The organism is Halorubellus litoreus (assembly GCF_055378595.1).
The window spans coordinates 353,297-372,212 of sequence record NZ_AP043835.1; the positions used below are offsets into that span (position 1 = coordinate 353,297).

Consider the following 18,916-nt stretch of genomic DNA (forward strand, 5'->3'; position numbering starts at 1 on the left):
CCGGTGCGTGCCGCGCGAGAAAGGAGACCGAAACGGTGCCGCGAGGTCAGTCGTCGTCCGTCACGGCGGCATTGCCCGCTTGTTGCTTCTTCTCCTCGGGCCGACCGAAGAGGTTCGTCCGTTCCTGCAGGAGGACGCTCCCGTAGTCCCGCTGGAAGCTCCGGATGAGCCCGAGCATCGTGACCACGCAGATGAACGCGAACGGCGCGCCGGTGACGATCGCCGCGTACTGCAGCGCCTGCACACCTCCGACGACCATCAGGATGGACGCGACCGCACCCTGAAGCAGCGCCCAGAAGATGCGGTTGATCGACGAGGGCTCCTCTTTCCCGCCGCTGGTCATCATCGCGACGGCCAGCGTCGAGGAGTCCGCGGAGGTGACGAAGAACGTCGTCACGAGCACGAGGAACGCGAACAGGAGCAGCGGTCCCACGACGGGGAGGTTCCCGAACAGGACGTAGCCGGAGACGGCCTCGCCGTACTCGGAGATGGGACCGAGGATGCTCGCCGAGCCGCTGTTCTGCATGAGGACGCCGGCGCCGCCGACGATGGCGAACCACGGGATGGTCGCCAGCGAGGTCGCTCCGATACCGGCGAACGCCACCTCCCGGACGCTCCGACCGCGGGAGATGCGGGCGATGAACAGGCCGGCGAACGGCGACCACGCGAGGGGCCACAGCCAGTAGAACACCGTCCAGATGTTGACCCACTTCTGCGTCTGCGTGGCGGCGGCCTGCGTGTACAGGCTCATCTCGAAGAAGTTCCCGATGTAGCCACCGACGGCTTGGGTCCCAAGCTCGAGGATGCGCAGGGTCGGACCGAAGACGAGGGTCGCGACCATCAGGAGCAGGAACATCACCATGTTGAAGTTCGACAGGCGGCGGATGCCCTTGTCGACCCCGAGCACGAGGGAGGTGGTGAAGATGACGACCATGCCGGTGATGACCAGGATGGTCCCGATGTCACCGAGCTGGATGCCCCACTGGAAGTCGAGGCCGGTGATGAACTGGCTCCCGATGAACCCCAGGGAGGTGGCGACGCCGCCGAGCGTCGCGAACACCGCGGCTATGTCCACGGACTTGCCGAGGATACCGTCGACGTTGTCCGCGCCGATGATCGGCGTCAGGACCGCTGACACGCGCAGGGGCGCGTCGTAGTTGTAGACGAAGTAGCCGATGCCCAGCCCCATCACGGTGAAGCAGGACCACTGGATGACGCTCCAGTGGAAGATGGAGTACTGGACGGCGATCGGCATCGCCGCGGCACTCTGCGCCTCGGCGCCGAACAGCGGCGGGACCGAGGAGTAGTGGAACATGGCTTCGGCCGGGCCCCAGAACACGATACCCGCGGCCAGGCCGGCCGAGTACATCATCGCGAAGTACGAGAAGTAACTGTACTCAGGCTTCTCGTCTCCCAGCGTGAGCTTCCCCCACGGGCCGAAGATGACGAACGCCAGGAACAGGACGAACGACAGCATCGCGATGAGGAAGAACCAGTTGAACGTGGAGAGGATCCAGAGCCGGATGCCGTTGACCAGCTCGAGCGAGGCGTCCGGCCGGAGGCTGAACGCGACCACGAAGAGGATGGTTATCGCCGCGCCGAACGCGAAGATTGTCGGTTCGATCTCGTCGAGGAACTCCGACACTGCTCCGTCAGAGGTACTCACGGCCGAACACCCCCGGTCGTTGCGCCCCTCCGGGCACGCCAACCACTCCGATCGGTGGTGGCGGCCGGGTCGGGCCGAGGGAGAGTCCTTAGCTGTGCGCTACGACGACCGTCGCGTTCGTTAGGTGTGGTGGAGCCCATCGTGTGTGTGCAGTGGAGGGTGGCTGTGCTACGCGGTGCCGTACCACGGTAAAGAACTATATCCAGCATAAATCTTTCGATTGTTGGTAACGTCGGCTACGGTTTCTGTGTATCCGGGGCGCTGTCCCGCCGGGCACTCGGGTAACCGAACCCGGGCACAGCGGGAGGACCGCTCGAACGGGCAGTCGAAACCGCGTCTTCACGACGGCGCGTCGCGCAAGTACACGGGAACTGTAGACAGATCGGCGGTTCCAGCGCCACCTGCGTGAAACGCCGCCCGAACGCGCCAGTTCTCGTAAGGTTTAATCGAACGCGTAAACAGGTTCTGTATATGAACGAACACGGCGACCGCGCGGACGACGACCCGGCCCTCACCTACTCGGCTGACCGAGGCCGGGGTATCCTCACCCCGAGCGACCGCGAGTACCTCCTCGGGCGCAAGACCGACTACACCGAGCACTCCAAGAAGCAGAAACGCAATCGCATCCGGCGCCGCCTTCGTAACGCCATCCTCGACTTCACAATCCTGTTCGAGTGTCTCGAGGAACGCGACCGAGAGACAGTGTTCAACCCGAACGCCACGGACCGCGAAGCCTACACGCAGGGCATCACGGACATGCTCGCGTTCCTCCACCTCGGAACGATGGGCTACTACACCCCGTTCAAGGACATGCTCGCCGAAGGGGTCAACAAGGCCGAGCAGGAACTGGCGGGTTCCGACTACCGGATGGTGACGGTGGACTTCAACGTCGAGCCGGTCGGCCAGATCGACGTCGATACCGTCATCGGGAAACTGGAGGACGGCGAGTTCGAACAGCTCACCGACGAGGAACTCCAGGCGTTCGTCAGGCTCCTCGCGGAATCCGAGGACTTCTCCGCAGCGGACCTCCGCTCGGAGATGAAGGCACAGATGTCGGCGTTCGTCGAGAAGGTCGACGCGGCGAACCGCCGTCGCGACGAGCGCGTCGAGGAACAGAACGACTGAACCGGTTCCGGCCGTTTCTCCCGGTGTCAGCCGAGGTGAGCGATGGCGTCCATCTCGACGCGCACGTCACCCGGCAGGCGCGAGACCTCGACGCAAACCCTGGCTGGCGGCGTCTCGCCGAACCGGGCCCCGTAGGCCTCGTTGACCCGGTCGTAATCGTCCAGGTCGGCGACGTAGACGGTAACCTTCACGACGTCGTCGAGGCCGTCGCCGCCGGCCTCGTCCACGACCGCCGCGATGTTGTCGAGGACCCGGTCGGTCTGGACCTCGAGATCGCCCTCGACGTCTTCCATAGTGCCGGGGTCGACGGGGCCATAGCCGGAAACGTACAGCGTGTCGCCAGCCCGGACGCCCTGCGAATACGGATTGTCGTTGCGCGGTGCGTCGTCCGTGATGACTCGGTCTGCGGGCATGGGATGGGGTGGGTGCTTTGGTCGAGTCGCTGTCAGTGTTGGTCGGTGACCTCGTCGATGCCCTCGACGATGACGTCCAGCGCTGTCTCGGCGAGCTCGTGCGTGAGGACGAGCGGCGGGAGCAGGCGCAGGACGTTGCCGTGCCGCCCGGCCTTCCAGACGAGGACGCCGTGCTCGAAGCAGTAGTCCTGCAGTTCGTCCGCCGCCTCGTCGTCGGGGCTACCGTCCTCGTCGACGAACTCCGCGCCGATGAACAGGCCCTTCCCACGGACCTCAACGATGCGGGGGTTCGCTTCGGCGGCTTCCTCCAACCGGTCGCGGATGTACCCGCCGAGGTCGCGGGCGTGAGCGAGCAGGTCGTGCTCCTGGATGTACTCGATGGCGCGGGTGCCGGCGCGCATGCCGACGACGTGGCCGCGGTAGGTCCCGGCGTGGTCACCGGAGCCCCAGGTGTCGAGTTCCTCGTCGTAGATCGTCGCCGAGAGCGGGAAGCCGGTCCCGCCGAGCGCCTTCGCCGTGGTCATCACGTCCGGGGTAACGTCGTAGCACTCGCTGGCCCACCACTGGCCGGAGCGACCGAGGCCGCTCTGAATCTCGTCGAAGACCAGGGGGACGTCGTTGTCGTCGGCGATGTCGCGAAGCCCCTGCAGGAAGCCCTTCGGCGGGGCGACGACACCGCCCTCGCCCTGGATGGGCTCGACGAAGATGCCGGCCGGGTTCGCGAACCCGCCGTAGGGGTCGTCGAAGATAGCCTTGACCTCCTCGAGGGAGTGCTCGACCGCCTCGGGCGGTGACTTCTCCATCTCGACCGGGTTGGGGTACGGGGCGTGGGTCACGTCCGGCAGGAGCGGCGTGTAGTCGCCCTTGAAGTCCTTGTTCCCCGTGATGCTCATCGCGCCACTGGTCGCTCCGTGGTACGCGCCGCGGAACGCGACGAGTCCGGTGCCGCCGGTGTTGTACTTCGCGAGCTTGATGGCGGCCTCGATGGCGTCACTCCCGGTCGGGCCCCCGAAGACGACCTTGTTGTTGCCCTGTAGACTCCCCGGTGCGATTTCGTCCAGTTTCTCGATGAGTTCGAGCCGTGCCTCGGTCGGGAAGTCGACCGTGTGGACGTACTTGTCGGTCTGTTCGTGGACGGCCTCCAGCACGTAGGGGTTCGAGTGCCCGACGTTCATCACGCCGATGCCCGCGAACATATCGATGAACGTGTTCCCGTCGGCATCTCGGACGGTCGCTCCTTTCCCGTCCTCGAGAGCGATCGGGATGTCTTCTGGGTACGCGACCGCGCTGCTGTCGATGCGCTGTTGCTTCTCGATGAGTCGCTGCGAGTTCGGTCCCGGGACCGACTCGACAGATGGTGCGTCGTCGAAGTGTAGCTCGTGTATCGGTGGACCTGCGCCCATATCCCAACCCATGTGAAACCACTATAAATAACTTGTCCACACTTCCCATGGAAGACGTACACAGAAACTGTTCCCGTTCGGACGCGCGCGCGACGACAGTTGACCGGTCCGTGCGCTGGGTGTGTCCCGGATAGACACTGGCAGCACCAGCATGGGTTCGACCGGGGCGACGAAACCCCTCCACCCGACGCCGACCAGCTCGACGGGCTCGGGCCCACTGGCGGAGTACGGCGACCGTCTTGGCTGAACAGACGAAGGTCGGGGTCTCACCGACGCGGTACCCGCCCGAGACTTGTCACGTCGCCAGGGGTCAGTCGTCGTCGTCCGAACTCGCTCGATTTTCGTACATCTCCTCGATACCGTTCTCGAACCGTTCGACCGCCCGTTCCAGCAGTTCGATCTGCGTCGTCTTCGTCTCGTCGTCGACCACGTAGGCCGGGCCGCTCAGGTTGAGCGACCCGTACACTTCACCCAGCGGTGACTTCACCGCCATCCCCAGCGCCCAGAATCCGTCGATGGCCTCCCCACGATTCTCCGCGTACCCCTGCTCGCGCACCTGTTCGAGTTCCCCGAACAGTTCTTCCTCGGTAGTGATTGACTGGTCCGTCGCCGCCGGGAGTCCCCACCGGTCGAGGATGGCACGGACCCGATCGTCGGTGTACTCGGCGATTATCGCCTTGCCGGAGGCGGTGGTGTGCACGTGGAACGGGCTCCCGTCGATGAGGAAGTGCGGTGAGTTCGCGAACTCGAGGTCGCCGTACAGCGACACGATCCGGCCGTGTTCTTCCACCGCGAAGTCCACCTCCATCGACGACTCTTCGCTCAGCCAGGAGACGACCTCCGTTGCGATGCGGTAGTAGTCCTTCCGCGTTCGCACGTAGTCGCCGAGGTGGGCGAACTTCGCCCCGAGGTGGTACCGGTTGTCGACGTTCACGACGTAGCCGTACTCCGCCAGCGTCGTGAGGTGGGTGTGCACCGTGCTCTTCGCGAGACCTGTGGCCGCCGTCAGGTCCGCCATCGACGCCCCCTCGAGTTCGAGGATGTGGTCGATGAGCGATAGCGATACTGCGGTGGTCTTGAGCCCGCCAGCCGTGTCGTGGTCGCCCATGCTCGGGGACATGAGATGCGGGCTAATAGATTTACGCCTGACGCTCCCGAGACCGTGAGTCATCCGCCTGGAAACCGTCAAATGGCGGTTGTGAGGCGGAAGAAACGGTCTGCCAAGGGTTCCGCAGCGTCGGACGTTTATCACGATAGTCCCTTGCGAGTAGTTGTCACACATAGGCTCAGCGTTGTTTCGCCACGAGAGCCAGATGAAATCATCTCAATTCTTCCGGCCGATCCCGATTTTCTTCTTACGAGTTCGGTCTCCGTGGATGAACTCAGGCGCAGTCGATACTGAGAGGGGTCAACACGGTCTGAATCTCCGGAATACTGGTACGACCCTCGAACTATTCCGGAGAGACGAACGTTCAAGTATCAAACCCACGTTGAACGATCATTATACTCTGCTACTTTCCGGTGTAACACCGTCCGCGCCGTGGTTCTCCCCAGCTCGATGGTAGTACCGACGTGCACCCGAGCGACTCGAACGCGGTCCGACGTAGTGTGTTACATGGATATGACTGTAACGACAGAGGAACATGGCAACAGGTTCAGCACCGAACCCGAATTCGTTGACCGGAACACAACGACTTGACAGAGTCCTCGTTCACGACATCGATACCGACGATAGCATCGGCGGCGACGCCGTCAATCGACACGTCCTATCGCTGCCACAGGGGAGCGATCCAGACCCACAGGCCCGGTACCGCCGACGTCTAGAAGTACGCGCACCCTCCAGCCCAACGATCGAGTCTGCTCGAACACATCCTCACATATTCCTGAGCGGTCTCTTGTCCACCCATCTTCGTGAGTATTAGATACTGCACGTTCGAGCGACTCGTCGGTGTCAGGTCGATCGTGCCGCCGAAGGTCGTACCACTTGCCTAGCCCATATTGCGAGACACCGAGCTGTACGTGAGAGCTACAACTGGCCACTTCCTTGGCTATATTCACCTCTACGTTGTCGACGGCATCCTGAAGGTCTTTGACGGACGTCTCGTCGAGGTGGTCCACCAACCACTCCAAGGCCCGACGTACAAACCTGTCAATCGTACACTATACTCTGGTATCTCAAGACACTGCGCACTAGTTGGGAAATTCGTTGAATCTGTTGGAAGGGCTTCTTGATGTCACCTGAGTCACCGACTGAACTCCGTGGGGTTGCTCTCCCAGAGGAGAAACCTGTTCAGTACCGCCAGAATTCGGCCACTATTTCTGATTCTAACGATAGTTGCGGCCAAAAGAATTCAAACGGCTGCTGAGGCGTCGAGCCGCAGCAGACTATAGCAAAGTTTAGAGCTAGAACTGGGCGATTCTCTGGGACTCAGGGAAGGACACAACTTCGGAGGATGGCTTTTGATGCGTGCCTTCTATTCTTTAGAATCTACCGTGTAACCAGCCACTCGTCGAGTTCGACCTTACTTCCAGTCCAAACAACAGTTCGGCTTGGACGTTGTAAAATGCTCAATCACCCAGCACAAGCCTCACTCTCCTTATTCTGTGGTTTCGAATTCAAAGCGTGCTCCACCGTCGATGCCGTCGGAGACAGCCAGTTCCCACCCGTGAGCTTCCACGATTCGTTTGACAATGGTCAGGCCGAAGCCGGTGCCACCACTATCTGATGAATGCCCTGGTTCGAACACGGCGTCGCGCTCGTCGGTTGGAATTCCTGGACCGTCGTCCTCGACGTAGATTTCTCGTTCGCCGTGGCGTCCGACGCGGACCGACACGTCGTGGATCGTGTTGCCCTGGCGCGCCAGCGTCAACGTGTCTTCGACGATCGCTTCGATTCGGTCGAGCGATTCCAGTAATGGTTCCAGGTGTTCGCTCTCTGCTTGTTCGGCGAGGATCGTCGCCCGTGCCTCGGCGACGTTCAGCGGGTTGCGCAAGTCGTGTGAGATGACGCTCGCAAACTCGTCGGGGCGTTCGTTTTGCTGTCGTAGCTGTCGCTCCCGCTCCACGCACTCAGTCACGTTCCGAGTGATACCCACGAGTTGCGTGATCTCACCATCGGAGGCGACCGGTGCGAGTTTCGTCTGCCAGAAGCGCGCGCCCTCGGCGAGCTCTCGAGTCTCCGCCTCGTTGCCTTCCGTGTCGTAATGTCTCGACTGCTCAACAGAACGCCGTCGATGACGCCGTCGTCAAGGCGATTTCGTATCGTGGCTTCGATCCACCGCCAGGACCCTTTGGCGTCCCGGAACCTGACCTCGACGCTCTCAGCGTTCGACCCGTCCTCGAGCACGGATTCCATCGCTTCAGCGTTCCGGTCCTGGTTGTCGGAATGCACGAACCCGTACCCCTGATGACCAATCAAATCCTCGGGCTCGTACCCCAACACTCGCGTGATTGCGGGACTCACATAGGTGATGGTGCCGTCGGAATCGACGACCGTTGCGAGGTCATTCACCTCCTCCACGATCGTCCGATACCACTCGGTGTCGCGTTCCTTCGGTTTCTCAGGGGTCGTACGGTCTTCCATTGGTGACTGAACGGGCAGTCTCTACAATAAGGATAGTGCCGCGGGTCAGGTCTGAACCGTATGACTGCAGTGAGACGCCTGGCACGAGTCGTTCGACCGTCACGACTCGCGCCCGAACGTCAGTCCGGTGTGGTTCTCGGAACCTCCACGTCGAGGTGCGTGGCGAACCAGCTCTGGAGGAGTTCGGACAGCACCGCAGCAAACGCGGTCTCGTCGCTCCAGATGGCAGTCTCGGCCGGTGCGCCGGGAACTCTGTCGTTTCCGCGGACGCTCAGGAGTAAACTATGGTTGTCGACCGAGAGCGCTCGCCCGGACTGCTCGCGCGGTGGCTGGAGTCGCTCCGGGAACCGGACCGTCTGGACAGCGTCACGGAACGCGTCGAAGTCGCCGTCGCGACTGACGCATGTGACGTCGACCTGCGCGCTCGAACGCTCGTTCAACACGTCGATGGTCTCGGCCGTGAGTGCGTCGCCGCTGCAGGCGTAGAGCAGGTTCGACTCCGCGTTCGATGCGAGGCTGCGGACTCGTGCTTCGATTTGGTCCGCTCCGGCTCTGTTGAAATCCTCAGCCGCTGGTAGTTTACTGAGGCCATGCTGAATACAGACTGCGCACTATTCAATAGAGTATTCCGACTTCTTGACGGAGACTTTATGTCGCTTTGGACGAGTTGATTTTGCATGGGTAAGACGGTCTCCCGCTTCCCGCGTCCATCGGCCAGTAGCGTCGAACGTTCCCTTGCGGTTCTCTTGGTGAGCCTACTCGGATTATACGCCCTTGGGACACTTCTGAGCGACTTTATGCCAGCACTCAACATGGCAGGTGTGGTTGCAGTTCAGTTCGCGGTCGTGGTCGCAGGTGTCTTTCCTATCGCTGTCCTTGGACACGCTCTGTATAGTCGAGTCCGTACTGGAACTGCCACGCCACGTCGTATCGAAATTTTCAGCTCACTTGTCGCGCTTAGTTGTTTGGGTACTGCACTCTGGCTCACGATTGGTTCAACCTCCAGTCTCGTCACACCGCTGTTAACGATCTCGTATGGTGTATTACTCGTTCTCGCGGGTCTCGTGACTGTCAGATAATACTCTGGATTGAACAGTGTGTGAAAACCATCTTTACCGCTCATAGTGACCGGTCGATATTATGAACAAGACAGGCAATAGTGAGTTCACGGAATTGCTTCCACCAGAGTCGTGACCGGACGAATGCGCCATATTTCCGTTTGAGGCGAGAGTTCACTGTCTCGTTCTGACTACGCTGACCGTAGAGATCGGCGTCCAACCGTGAGTTCCACGCCTTGTGGAGCGGCGAAAATTCCCGATGTTTGATGACCGGACGAACATCATCTCCACGGGCTAACGCGCGAATCTTTTGGTCGTCATATCCCTTGTCACCGAGGAGAATCGCTACTTGTTCGGTATTCCGCTTGATGAGCGACGGTGCGATTTGTGAGTCGTGTTTTCGTGTCGTCGTCACGTGTAAGTCGATGATTGCGTTCACTCTCGTGTCCACGAGAAGTGTAACTTTCAACTGCTGAATCGTCAGCTTCGTTCGCTTGGTGTAGTGCTTCGAGGCGTGACTCCGGTCAAAACCGGAGGCGTCGATTCCGACGACACCGTTGGTCGGGAGGAGTGTGATCGAGAGGTTGAGCAGGACGCGCCAAACCGCCATATCAAGCCGGTTGAACGCTTTACACAGCGTCGAGGGAGACGGGAGTTCCTCAAGGCCGATGGCGCTTCGAATCCGGGGCATCTCGATGAGTTCGTCGAGAAGCGTTCGGTACGTCGTATTTTTCCGAACCTTGAGACAGAGCAAGACGATGTGTTGATGAAGTGTGTACCGCCGTTTCGAGAATTTCGAGGAGTAACGAGCGACGGCTCGCCGAGCCAAGTGTATCGCTTGCTCAACGAACCGGAGTAACCGCGACTTCGGGAGGGCTTCCATCTGGTCAGACTACGAGGCGAACCTGTAACTCTCTGAGGATTTCAACAGAGCCTCACAGACTATTCTGAGATTACGATCACTGGTACGAGCCCGCTGAGCGCGAATTCCAATAGCACGCATACGCAGGCAAACGAGTCGAGAAACGACATCCAGGACGGGGCCGAAGACTTCGACGGCGACAAGGTCCCGACACGTATCGAGACGAGCGCCGGGACAAATCCGTTCGCGGTCGATACGGACAACGATTCGCTCAGTGACTTCGACGAGCTCACCCGTCCGTACCTCAACGCGTCGAACGAGGATTCAGACCAGGATGGTGTTCTCGACCCACAGGACGACTATGATGCAGACGGACTCTCGGTGAAGTCCGAGATCGCTCACAACTCGAGTCTGTTCCTCGTCGATTCAGACGGGGATGGTCTCAACGACTCACGAGAAGTGCTCTCGTTGGGAACGAACCCGGCGAACCCTGACACCGATGGAGATTCGATCGACGATGCGGCTGAACTCGAAATCGGCAGCGATCCAACCAAGGCGGACACAGATGGCGACGGGGTCCCAGACGCTGAGGAGACGTATCGGACGAAACACCGTGCTGGGAATACCACGGCCTCAGTAACCATCGAAGGGGCTGGGAACGCGAGTGCTGGCGTCAATGTCTCCCATAAGACCGGGAATTACGGAAATAACTCGCTGAATCAAACTGCAGTCGTCGAGATCTCGGGAACCGATACGTCCGCGTCGACGCACGTCACGTTCGATATACCTTCGGATGACGAGGGTCAGAGTCTTTCGTTGTCGTCGACGAAATCGAAGACTGCCACGTCGAGGTATTCGATCTTCGTCTACGATCCCTCGACGCCGGACCTCTGGCAGTCGGTCCCGACGACGGTCAGCGATGGGAAGGTGATGGGGACTGTCGAGACAGATGGACTGGTTACGGTCTTCGACATGTCCGAGTATCGGGACGCGACGACGGTCCACCTGGACCGTCCAGCAATGGGGTCGAAGGAAATTGAATGCGAGGGTTCCTGTTCCATCGAAGACGGCAAGCTCGTGGTCGGGGATCCTGACGAGAGCGATTCAGTGTCGACGTTTGGTCTAGGTGACGGTGACGGCAACGACGATACGGACGGCGACGGATTCCTGAACAATCAGGACGACTGCCCAGAGCAATACGCGCCGAATTCGGATGACGGTTGTCCGGAAACGACAACCACGACTCCCCCGACCACGACAACCACACAGACAACGACCCAATCAACGACGACCACGGAAGGGGGTACCGGAAGTGGCACGTCCACTGAACAGCCATCCGAAACCACGACCTCTGATGGCAGTGGGGGAGGAGATGACTCCGACGGCTCAGTCGACTCCACCGCGACCTACGAGTACCATGTCGACAGTTCGAAGGCCACCGTCCAGCTCCGCTTCGACTATGAGGTATCTGGCTTGGACACCCGTGATCCACCGACGATCTTCATCTATAGTCTCGACTCCGATGAATATGCGAGCGTTCCACTGACCAAGAGATCGGGGGTGTTCAAACGCGACCTGACGAGCAACTTCGCCGGTGAAACTGTCGCCGTCGCGGTCGATGCTCCGGATGACACTGTCGTCACAGCTAACTCGCAGTTGGTAAACGACACTGATGGAGACCTGATCTGGGACTACGTCGAAAAACAGTACACCGTCCCAATTCCATGGGAGGGGGATCGCTCTAGCATGGACCCAATGATTGCTGATAGCGACTGGGACGGCCTCGAGGACTCTGAAGAGGTCTCCATCGACATCGATAGCAATGGGTTCGTTTCTGCAAAAGCGTACACGGACCCTGCTGACCCAGACTCAGATGACGACGGATTGAATGACTACGAAGAGATCGACGTTCTCGGAAGCGATCCTCGGAATGCTGACTTCGATGATGACGGATACCTTGATGGGTATGACCCCCAAATTTTCACCGAAAGCAACCCCCCTCAAATCTCGGGTCTCTCATCGGACAACTTCAAGAAGGGAGTGACCTTCTACGTCTACGACGAATCGTCGATATCGATCTCCGGCAACGGATATTATAATAATTATGTCGGGTCGGGATGGACGACGGGGGAGACCTCTGTAACTAAACTCGGAGAGGGATTCGGAGAATCGGGCGAGTATCGAGTCTCATTTGATGGAACAGGAACTCTTGATGAACGCCCCGATAAGTACTGGATCAATGTCTCCGACACTTACGGGAACTCGCGCCAGATTCTGGTGGAGCCAACTGGCACTGATCACTTCGGTCCGGCAAAGAAGGCTCTAATATCGAAGGGGGGTGCTGCCATAGCTGGCAGTGTAGTAAATCCAACTAATCCCCGCAATGTTGTCAGAAATGTCGGGTCTCTAATCAGTACCTCGACTGCTCTGTCTGTCGCATCCGTCGGTGGCGTCGCCTATTACCTCTACGCCGTAGATTACACCGCTGACGACGCAAATACGGTCCGAAAGCGTGGCGCGGAAGTGGTGGATCACTATTACATGAGCGGACAAGCAAGGCCGGTCATTCTGTCGAGCGGATTCTATGCGACAACTGATGGCGTCGAGCGAGGGTATGGGTGGGAGTATATTTCCGAGACGACTTCTGTTACACAGGATCAACTTGAAGACATTCTACAGAATCCGGATCGAGTTATCCGGAAAAGTGGAGAAAAAAGAAAAATAATCAAAGAGCTTCCTGGTGGAAAGCTGATAGTAGTTACCCTCATCGGTGATATGGTTCTTCGGGCTGCTGAACAACATGAGTCAGTCGAGGGGCCCTGTGGAAACACTGTGGTTATCGATAAAACGAATACCCACCCCGTTGACGATCGGAAGCCAATTGATAAGTGGGATACAGTACTAGATAGCATTGAGACCGCAAAACAAGTTTGGCGGGGCAGTGCGAGTGGTGATCCTTACCTATTCTACATTTCTCAACTCAGTTCTGGAGGGTGGGTAATCATCAAAGTAGGCCCCAAAGGGGTTCGAGACCTTGCAAAATGGGTTGTAAGCACGACGCTGAATAACGAAGGTATGTATGATTCCTTAGACGAGGCTGTTAACAAGATGGAAAACCGAGATGGTGTAGAGAGAATCGATGAAGACTGCTAATACCGTACGTGATCATCAAGCCAACGCGGAAACGGCCCTTTCGGAGTCTGACTACGGGCTAGCAGGCCATCATTTCTCTCTTGCGGCTTATGGTGCTCGAGCCCAGTGCGACTATCCAAATCCGGCTACGATTATCCCACACGAGTTGGGCCAATCGATGTGCTATTTCCAGTGTTCTGCTCTCGCTTTTGAACTCCATTCTAACGAAACGCGAGCAGAGAATCAGGTCAATATCGCGAAATTAGTGCTTAAAGATGCATCTGAGTCATTGTTGGTTGGAAATGCGCTTCAGGGGTTCGCGGAGGAGACCAGAGCAGACCTGAATATTCTCATCGGTAACATAGAGGAGGCAGAGAGTGCTTTTGATGCAGCACTCCGTTATTACAAAAAGGAATCAGATCCTGCATACGCGTGGTTCGCTGAACCGCTCTTCGAATGGGAAATTGCGTTCTTTAGAGCAATTTGCTCCGAAACCGATATCGAATTCTCCCAACGTGAGACGACCCAACTGCTCGGCAATTACAAAGCTCGAATCATGATGAAGCGCAAGCATTTCGAAGAAGCGTTAGCTTCAATTAGAGATTCGGGTTCGTATTCAACCCGTCTCCAATCTCCGTCGTGAGCTAGTTACCCATCAGATGCTTATTCGGAAAACCATCTGAGATATGACTGAGAGGCTCTGTTGAAATCCCATTGTTTCGATACCTTTCCAGATGAATCTGCCGTTAGATAGGACTGCTTTTCACCAGCAAGTGAGTGTTCGTCCTTCTCGCTCAAACTCGCGGTCGGTGATGCGATAGGTTGTCGGGTAGGCCCATTTAGCGTGGAGGTCTTCACCCGAGATCTGGACGTACAATCGAACCGTAACTTCGAAACCCCTGTCGATACGCTGGACATTGACCTCCCGAAACGACATTCTATCGACCGTGACGTTGTCGTAGGTGGCGTTAACCCGCGCTCTCTCGTATCGTCTGTCGAAGTTCTTTGCAAGCGCCGTGGCGGTTTCCCTGGTCAGGTTCGCAGGCTTCGCAGGCACCGACACATTGTACCGGAGCGACGTCGCCATGCAGGTCACTGTCGTCGATGGTGCCGATGAGTATGTTTCATCAGCCGTCTCGATTGTCGTTCCGGCTTCCGTGGTCGTCGTAGTTGGAGGACCGATTGTAGTGTCTGCTGGCGTGGACTGGCTTGCTGGCGACGTAGCACACCCTGCGAGAGCGAGATTCGCCACGACGAACGCAGTCAGGAAACCAATGCGCATGCGCATAGCGACCTGAACTTATGCTAACGGTAAGTGCTTTGTCTGTATCTAACGCTCAGAGTGTCTTGTCGATGTTATGTGTGAGACAGCCAACAGCGAGTTCACGGAACTGTTTCCACCAGTAGCGTGAGCGGACGAATGCGCCGTACTTGCGTTTGAGGCGGGAGTTTACTGTCTCGTTCTGACTCCGTTGACCATAGAGGTCAGCATCCAACCGAGCGTTCCACGCCTTGTGGAGCGACGAAAACTCGCGGTGCTTGATGAGCGGGCGAACACCCTCCTCGTGAGCTAATACACGAATCTTCTGGTCATCGTCTCCCTTGTCGCCGAGGAGAATCCCTACATCACTGGTATTCCGCTTGATAATCAACGGCGCAATTTGCGAGTCATGTTTTCGTGTCGTCGTCACGTGTAAGTCGATGATTGCGTTCGACTTCGTGTCTACGAGGAGCGTGACTTTCAACTGCTGAATAGTCAGCTTCGTTCGCTTTGTATAGTGTTTCGAGGCGTGACTGCGGTCGAAACCGGAGGCATCGATCCCGACGACACCATTAGTCGGAAGAAGCGTGACTGAGAGGTTGAGAAGAACCCGCCAAACAGCCATATCAAGGCGATTGAACGCTTTACACAACGTTGAGGGAGAGGGGAGTTCCATCAGATCGATGGCACTCAGAATCCGGGGCATCTCGATAAGTTCGTCAAGAAGCGTCCGGTACGTCGTATTCTTCCGAACCTTGAGACAGAGCAAGACGATGTGTTGATGAAGTGTGTACCGCCGTTTCGAGAATTTCGAGGAGTAACGAGCGACGGCTCGCCGAGCCAAGTGTATCGCTTGCTCAACGAACCGGAGTAACCGCGACTTCGGGAGGGCTTCCATCTGGTCAGACTACGAGGCGAACCTGTAACTCTCTGAGGATTTCAACAGAGCCTCCGCTCCTTTAATGGTCCAGATGTCCGCTTGTCGATCCCCGGTGTCGGACCGTTCGCATTCGACGTGTTCGAGGTACTGGAACGCGTCCGATTGGTGCGCCTCGAACCGCGACCGCAAGTGTGTCTTGGCCGCTTCGAGGTCGACGGGGCGATACCGAATCGGATTCGATTGCTGGACTTCGACGATTCCGCGTTCTTCGAGGCTCTCAGCAGCGCCGTAGACTTGCGAGCGGGGGACGTCCGCGATGCGGCTGATGTCTCTCGCGGACCCCGTGTCGAGCTTCTGGAGCGCGATGAACACCTTCGCCTCGTAGGACGTGAGTCCGAGGTGCTCGAGCGCGTCGACCGCATCACGTTCGTCCATGTCAGTCCTCTGCGGGCACCTCACCCGCGTTGGGAGTCGCCTCCATCGACGTTGCCTCGTCGAGGCCGACGTACCGCGTCCAGACCACGAGCAGGCTCGGCAGGACGAGCACGCTCGCGAGGAACGCGTAGATGATGGTGATTCCGGTGATGATGCCGAACTGCTGGAGTGGCGGCAGGATGGCGAACGCGAGCACGCCGAACCCGCCGACGGTGGTTGCGGCACTACCGAGCAGTGCCCCGCCGGTCCCGGTCACAGCGGTCCGCATCGCCTCCCACATGGAGTCTGCGCGTTCGAGCTCCTGGTTGTAGCGTTCGCTGAGGTGGATGCTGTACGCGACTCCGAGTCCGACGGTCAGGCTCGTTATCATCCCGGTCAGGATGTTGAACGGGATGTCGAGCAGGAACATCGTCCCGAGGATCCAGCTGACGCTGAGGATGACCGGGAGGATGGTGACGAACCCGAGGGTCGCGCTCCCTTCGGCGATTCGGTAGGTGATCATGAGGAACGCGACGACGGCGACGAGCGTGATGAGCAGGCTCTCGATGACCGTCTGGAGCAGGTTGTCCTGCACGATCTTGAACAGGATCGTCTGGCCGGTGGCGGTCGCTTCGAGCCCGTTCCCGCCGGCGGTGTCTGCGACGGCGCGCATCTGCTCGGTGACGGCCGTGCTGGACGCGCCGCCGTTCACGGAGATGACGAGGCGCGCGGCGGCGTACTCGCCGTCCTCCGTCTGGTGGATGACGCCCGCGGCTTCGTCGGGCGCAATTGCGAACAGCTCGCCGTACACGGCGTTGACGTTCCGGTCGGGCACACCGTCACCGTCGGTGTCCGCGGCATGGAACGTCGCGTTGAACGTCTCGTTCTCCGCGGCGACCGTCTCCATGACCGACAGTGGCCCCTGGATGTTCGGTTCGCCGTTCGAGAGTACCTGCACCGCGTCCTTGTCCGCGGCGGCGTCGCGAGCGGCATCGAGCCGCTCCAACGCGTCTGGTGTCGCGACGTCACCCTGGACGAGGAGTTGCGCCTGGGAGTCCTCGCGGAGGAAGTTCTGATTGACGTATTCGAGGTTGTCCTTGGCAGTGTAGTCGCTTGGCGCGAACGGCTCCGGGAGGTCCTTCGTGAACTCAGGGGGGTCCTGCGCGAGGAAGTCTTCCTGGTTGAAGCTCGTGTCGACCTGCGTGGCACCGTACGCACCGCCGGCGCTCACGAGGAGCGCGACGGCGATGACGGCGTAAGGCGCTTTGCGTGCAGCGGTCGAGCCGGCGGCGAGCACGCTACTGAATCGGCCGCCACCGGTCCCGAACGCGGTCTTCTTGCGGTCCCAGTCGAAGCGGCCTTCGAGGAACTCGTCGATCTCGACCTTCAGCGCCGGGACGAGACCGCCGAAGACGAGCATCGCGGCGGAGATACCGACCGCGCTCACGATACCGAAGTCCTTGATCGGTGGGATGGGACTCGTGAGATTCGCGAGGAACCCGATGACAGTCGTCGCGGTCACGAACAGGAGCGCGACGCCGACGCCGACGAGGCCGACGCGCATCGCGCCGCGGACGTCACTCGCGGTGTGGCGGTTGTTCCGCTCCTCACGGTGGCGCATGAAGATGTGTATCGCGTAGTCGATACTCAGCCCGATGAGGAGCACCGGCACCGCGATCATCATCTGGTTGAACGCGATGTCGGCCCAGCCCATGAAGCCGAACGTCCAGACGAGGACGGCGCCGATGCCGAACACGCCGAGGAGGATGTCGATGAGGTCGCGGTACGCGATGGCGAGCGCGACGACGACGAACAGGAGCGCGAGCGGCCCGACGATGGCGAGGCTGTCCGCCATCGACCGGTTGATCTCGTCGGAGATGATGCCCGACCCGAAGACGAGGACGTCAGTGCCGTCGCCGACGTCGTTCGTGACGCTCTGCATCGCTAGTTGCGCGTCGACGAGGCGGTCGGGGGCGGTCCCCGTCGCGGCGCCGCCACCGGACGCGTGCGTGACGATGAGCATCGTCGCGTTCGCACTCGTGCTACCCGGCTCGTAGCTGGTGGGCATGAACGCGAAAGCGGCGCCGCCGCCGTCGCTGTCCTCGCCGAGGACGAGCGAGAGGGTGTCGTCGATCTCGCTCTGATTCATCGAGCGGAGCTGCTCGAGTTGTGTGTCGAGACTCGGGTTCGACTTGGCCTCGAGTTCGGTCTTCAGGGCAGCGAGTTCCCGGCCGAGTTCCTTGAGCTCGGTTGCCTTGGCTTCGAGTGCTTCACCGCGGTCCTCGAGTTCGGCACCGCGTTGCTGGAGCGTGGCGAACTGTTCAGCGAGGACGCCTTGTGTGCCTTGCCGGTACGCGGCCTCGGCTTCGTCGCGCGAGGTGGCGTTCCGGAGCTGTTCGGCGGCGGCTTCGAACGTGGCGTAGTCGTCGCTGATGTCGACGGTCGTGTTCGCCTCGACCTGTTCGTACTGCGTTCGGATGTCGGCGTTCGGGTTCGCACGCACTGTGTCGAGGGCGCCCCGAAGGAGCCCGACGGTCTCGTTCAGCGCGGTACTCCGTTGTTCGAGTGCGGCCTGTTCGCGCTGGAGCGCGGCGGATTCTTCCACGACGGTCGCGTTCAGGCGCTCGAATCGCGTCGCTTTTTGCTGGAGTTCGGCGCCGATCTCGCTCTGGATGGCGGCCGTTGCGACGATGTTCGAGATGCCGACGACGGAGTTGTTCTCCGCGAGCGTGGTCCCGATGGTGTCGTTTTGCTGCAGTCGCTGTTCCAGTTCGATGATGTCGACGAGGGTCGCCTTGTCGAGGACGTTGTCGTCCCTGACGATGAGTTGTGTGCTCGTCGTGTTGTCGGAGCCAGTGGAGAAGTTCGACTCGATGTAGGAGAGTTTCTTGGACTCCTCGGATTCGCTCTGGAACTGGTCGAGCGAGCTCGATTGGTCGATTCCACTGGCGCCGGCGCCGACGGCGACGGTGAGGACGAGCATGAGCGCGATGACGATTCGCGAGTGCTCCGTTACGGTCTCGAAGAGGCCGTCAAGCCGTCCCATGTCGATACCTCCGTGTGATTCGTGGTCGTGGTGTCAGTGTGGTACTCACAGTTCGTCGGTGCTGACTAAACGT

At 59.6% G+C, this 18,916-nt stretch carries 15 protein-coding genes; 3 read left to right on the top strand and 12 right to left on the bottom strand.

Annotated elements, in window-relative coordinates:
* Positions 1 to 46: 46 nt before the first annotated feature.
* Positions 47 to 1,666 (bottom strand): BCCT family transporter, encoded by a 1,620-nt coding sequence (locus ACZ48X_RS04190; protein ID WP_336351932.1) that lies wholly within the window; start codon positions 1,664 to 1,666, stop codon positions 47 to 49.
* 471 nt (positions 1,667 to 2,137) lie between these two features.
* Here ACZ48X_RS04190 and ACZ48X_RS04195 point away from each other — a divergent pair, with 471 nt between their 5' ends.
* Complete coding sequence (locus tag ACZ48X_RS04195) at positions 2,138 to 2,791, top strand: hypothetical protein (protein ID WP_336351931.1); 654 nt, start codon at positions 2,138 to 2,140, stop codon at positions 2,789 to 2,791.
* A 26-nt stretch (positions 2,792 to 2,817) separates the two neighbouring features.
* Here the strand turns inward: ACZ48X_RS04195 and ACZ48X_RS04200 are convergent, their stop codons facing one another.
* The 7 genes from ACZ48X_RS04200 to ACZ48X_RS04230 form a co-directional block, all read right to left on the bottom strand.
* Positions 2,818 to 3,204: a Rid family detoxifying hydrolase gene (locus ACZ48X_RS04200; protein ID WP_336351930.1), complete on the bottom strand. Its 387-nt coding sequence runs from the start codon at positions 3,202 to 3,204 to the stop codon at positions 2,818 to 2,820.
* A gap of 32 nt (positions 3,205 to 3,236) precedes the next feature.
* Positions 3,237 to 4,607 (bottom strand): aspartate aminotransferase family protein, encoded by a 1,371-nt coding sequence (locus ACZ48X_RS04205; RefSeq protein ID WP_336351929.1) that lies wholly within the window; start codon positions 4,605 to 4,607, stop codon positions 3,237 to 3,239.
* A 310-nt stretch (positions 4,608 to 4,917) separates the two neighbouring features.
* Entirely contained in the window at positions 4,918 to 5,715 is a 798-nt protein-coding gene (locus tag ACZ48X_RS04210; protein ID WP_336351928.1) for an IclR family transcriptional regulator, read from the bottom strand.
* A gap of 1,489 nt (positions 5,716 to 7,204) precedes the next feature.
* The gene (locus ACZ48X_RS04215) at positions 7,205 to 7,684 is read right to left on the bottom strand and encodes a sensor histidine kinase (protein ID WP_336351927.1); all 480 of its coding nucleotides are present in this window, start codon (positions 7,682 to 7,684) and stop codon (positions 7,205 to 7,207) included.
* Positions 7,681 to 8,190: a PAS domain S-box protein gene (locus ACZ48X_RS04220; protein WP_336351926.1), complete on the bottom strand. Its 510-nt coding sequence runs from the start codon at positions 8,188 to 8,190 to the stop codon at positions 7,681 to 7,683. The genes ACZ48X_RS04215 and ACZ48X_RS04220 overlap by 4 nt, the downstream gene beginning before the upstream one ends.
* A gap of 119 nt (positions 8,191 to 8,309) precedes the next feature.
* A complete protein-coding gene (locus ACZ48X_RS04225; protein WP_336351925.1) occupies positions 8,310 to 8,633 on the bottom strand; it encodes a hypothetical protein in 324 nt (107 codons plus the stop codon).
* A gap of 676 nt (positions 8,634 to 9,309) precedes the next feature.
* A complete protein-coding gene (locus tag ACZ48X_RS04230; RefSeq protein ID WP_336351924.1) occupies positions 9,310 to 10,131 on the bottom strand; it encodes an IS5 family transposase in 822 nt (273 codons plus the stop codon).
* 360 nt (positions 10,132 to 10,491) lie between these two features.
* Between ACZ48X_RS04230 and ACZ48X_RS04235 the strand changes: the two genes are divergently transcribed.
* Positions 10,492 to 13,263 carry a hypothetical protein gene (locus ACZ48X_RS04235; protein WP_336351923.1) on the top strand — a complete coding sequence of 924 codons (2,772 nt, stop codon included), beginning with the start codon at positions 10,492 to 10,494 and terminating at the stop codon, positions 13,261 to 13,263.
* Positions 13,250 to 13,885: a hypothetical protein gene (locus tag ACZ48X_RS04240; protein WP_336351922.1), complete on the top strand. Its 636-nt coding sequence runs from the start codon at positions 13,250 to 13,252 to the stop codon at positions 13,883 to 13,885. Before ACZ48X_RS04235 ends, ACZ48X_RS04240 begins: the two co-directional genes overlap by 14 nt.
* Before the next feature lie 120 nt (positions 13,886 to 14,005).
* Here the strand turns inward: ACZ48X_RS04240 and ACZ48X_RS04245 are convergent, their stop codons facing one another.
* The 4 genes from ACZ48X_RS04245 to ACZ48X_RS04260 all read right to left on the bottom strand — a co-directional run bounded on the left by ACZ48X_RS04245 (position 14,006) and on the right by ACZ48X_RS04260 (position 18,843).
* Positions 14,006 to 14,329: a hypothetical protein gene (locus tag ACZ48X_RS04245; RefSeq protein WP_336351921.1), complete on the bottom strand. Its 324-nt coding sequence runs from the start codon at positions 14,327 to 14,329 to the stop codon at positions 14,006 to 14,008.
* A gap of 250 nt (positions 14,330 to 14,579) precedes the next feature.
* Positions 14,580 to 15,401, bottom strand: a complete 822-nt coding sequence (locus ACZ48X_RS04250) for an IS5 family transposase (protein WP_336351920.1) — start codon at positions 15,399 to 15,401, stop codon at positions 14,580 to 14,582.
* A gap of 9 nt (positions 15,402 to 15,410) precedes the next feature.
* Entirely contained in the window at positions 15,411 to 15,818 is a 408-nt protein-coding gene (locus tag ACZ48X_RS04255; protein WP_336351919.1) for a TrmB family transcriptional regulator, read from the bottom strand.
* A gap of 1 nt (position 15,819) precedes the next feature.
* Entirely contained in the window at positions 15,820 to 18,843 is a 3,024-nt protein-coding gene (locus tag ACZ48X_RS04260; RefSeq protein ID WP_336351918.1) for an MMPL family transporter, read from the bottom strand.
* Between the last annotated feature and the right edge of the window lie 73 nt (positions 18,844 to 18,916).

Bases quoted from the DNA above. Each gene is read 5' to 3' on its own strand.
- ACZ48X_RS04195 (WP_336351931.1), top strand. From the start codon at position 2,138: ATGAACGAACACGGCGACCGCGCGGACGACGACCCGGCCCTCACCTAC.
- ACZ48X_RS04200 (WP_336351930.1), bottom strand. From the start codon at position 3,204: ATGCCCGCAGACCGAGTCATCACGGACGACGCACCGCGCAACGACAAT.
- ACZ48X_RS04205 (WP_336351929.1), bottom strand. From the start codon at position 4,607: ATGGGCGCAGGTCCACCGATACACGAGCTACACTTCGACGACGCACCA.
- ACZ48X_RS04210 (WP_336351928.1), bottom strand. From the start codon at position 5,715: ATGGGCGACCACGACACGGCTGGCGGGCTCAAGACCACCGCAGTATCG.
- ACZ48X_RS04220 (WP_336351926.1), bottom strand. From the start codon at position 8,190: ATGGAAGACCGTACGACCCCTGAGAAACCGAAGGAACGCGACACCGAG.
- ACZ48X_RS04230 (WP_336351924.1), bottom strand. From the start codon at position 10,131: ATGGAAGCCCTCCCGAAGTCGCGGTTACTCCGGTTCGTTGAGCAAGCG.
- ACZ48X_RS04240 (WP_336351922.1), top strand. From the start codon at position 13,250: ATGAAGACTGCTAATACCGTACGTGATCATCAAGCCAACGCGGAAACG.
- ACZ48X_RS04245 (WP_336351921.1), bottom strand. From the start codon at position 14,329: ATGGCGACGTCGCTCCGGTACAATGTGTCGGTGCCTGCGAAGCCTGCG.
- ACZ48X_RS04250 (WP_336351920.1), bottom strand. From the start codon at position 15,401: ATGGAAGCCCTCCCGAAGTCGCGGTTACTCCGGTTCGTTGAGCAAGCG.
- ACZ48X_RS04255 (WP_336351919.1), bottom strand. From the start codon at position 15,818: ATGGACGAACGTGATGCGGTCGACGCGCTCGAGCACCTCGGACTCACG.
- ACZ48X_RS04260 (WP_336351918.1), bottom strand. From the start codon at position 18,843: ATGGGACGGCTTGACGGCCTCTTCGAGACCGTAACGGAGCACTCGCGA.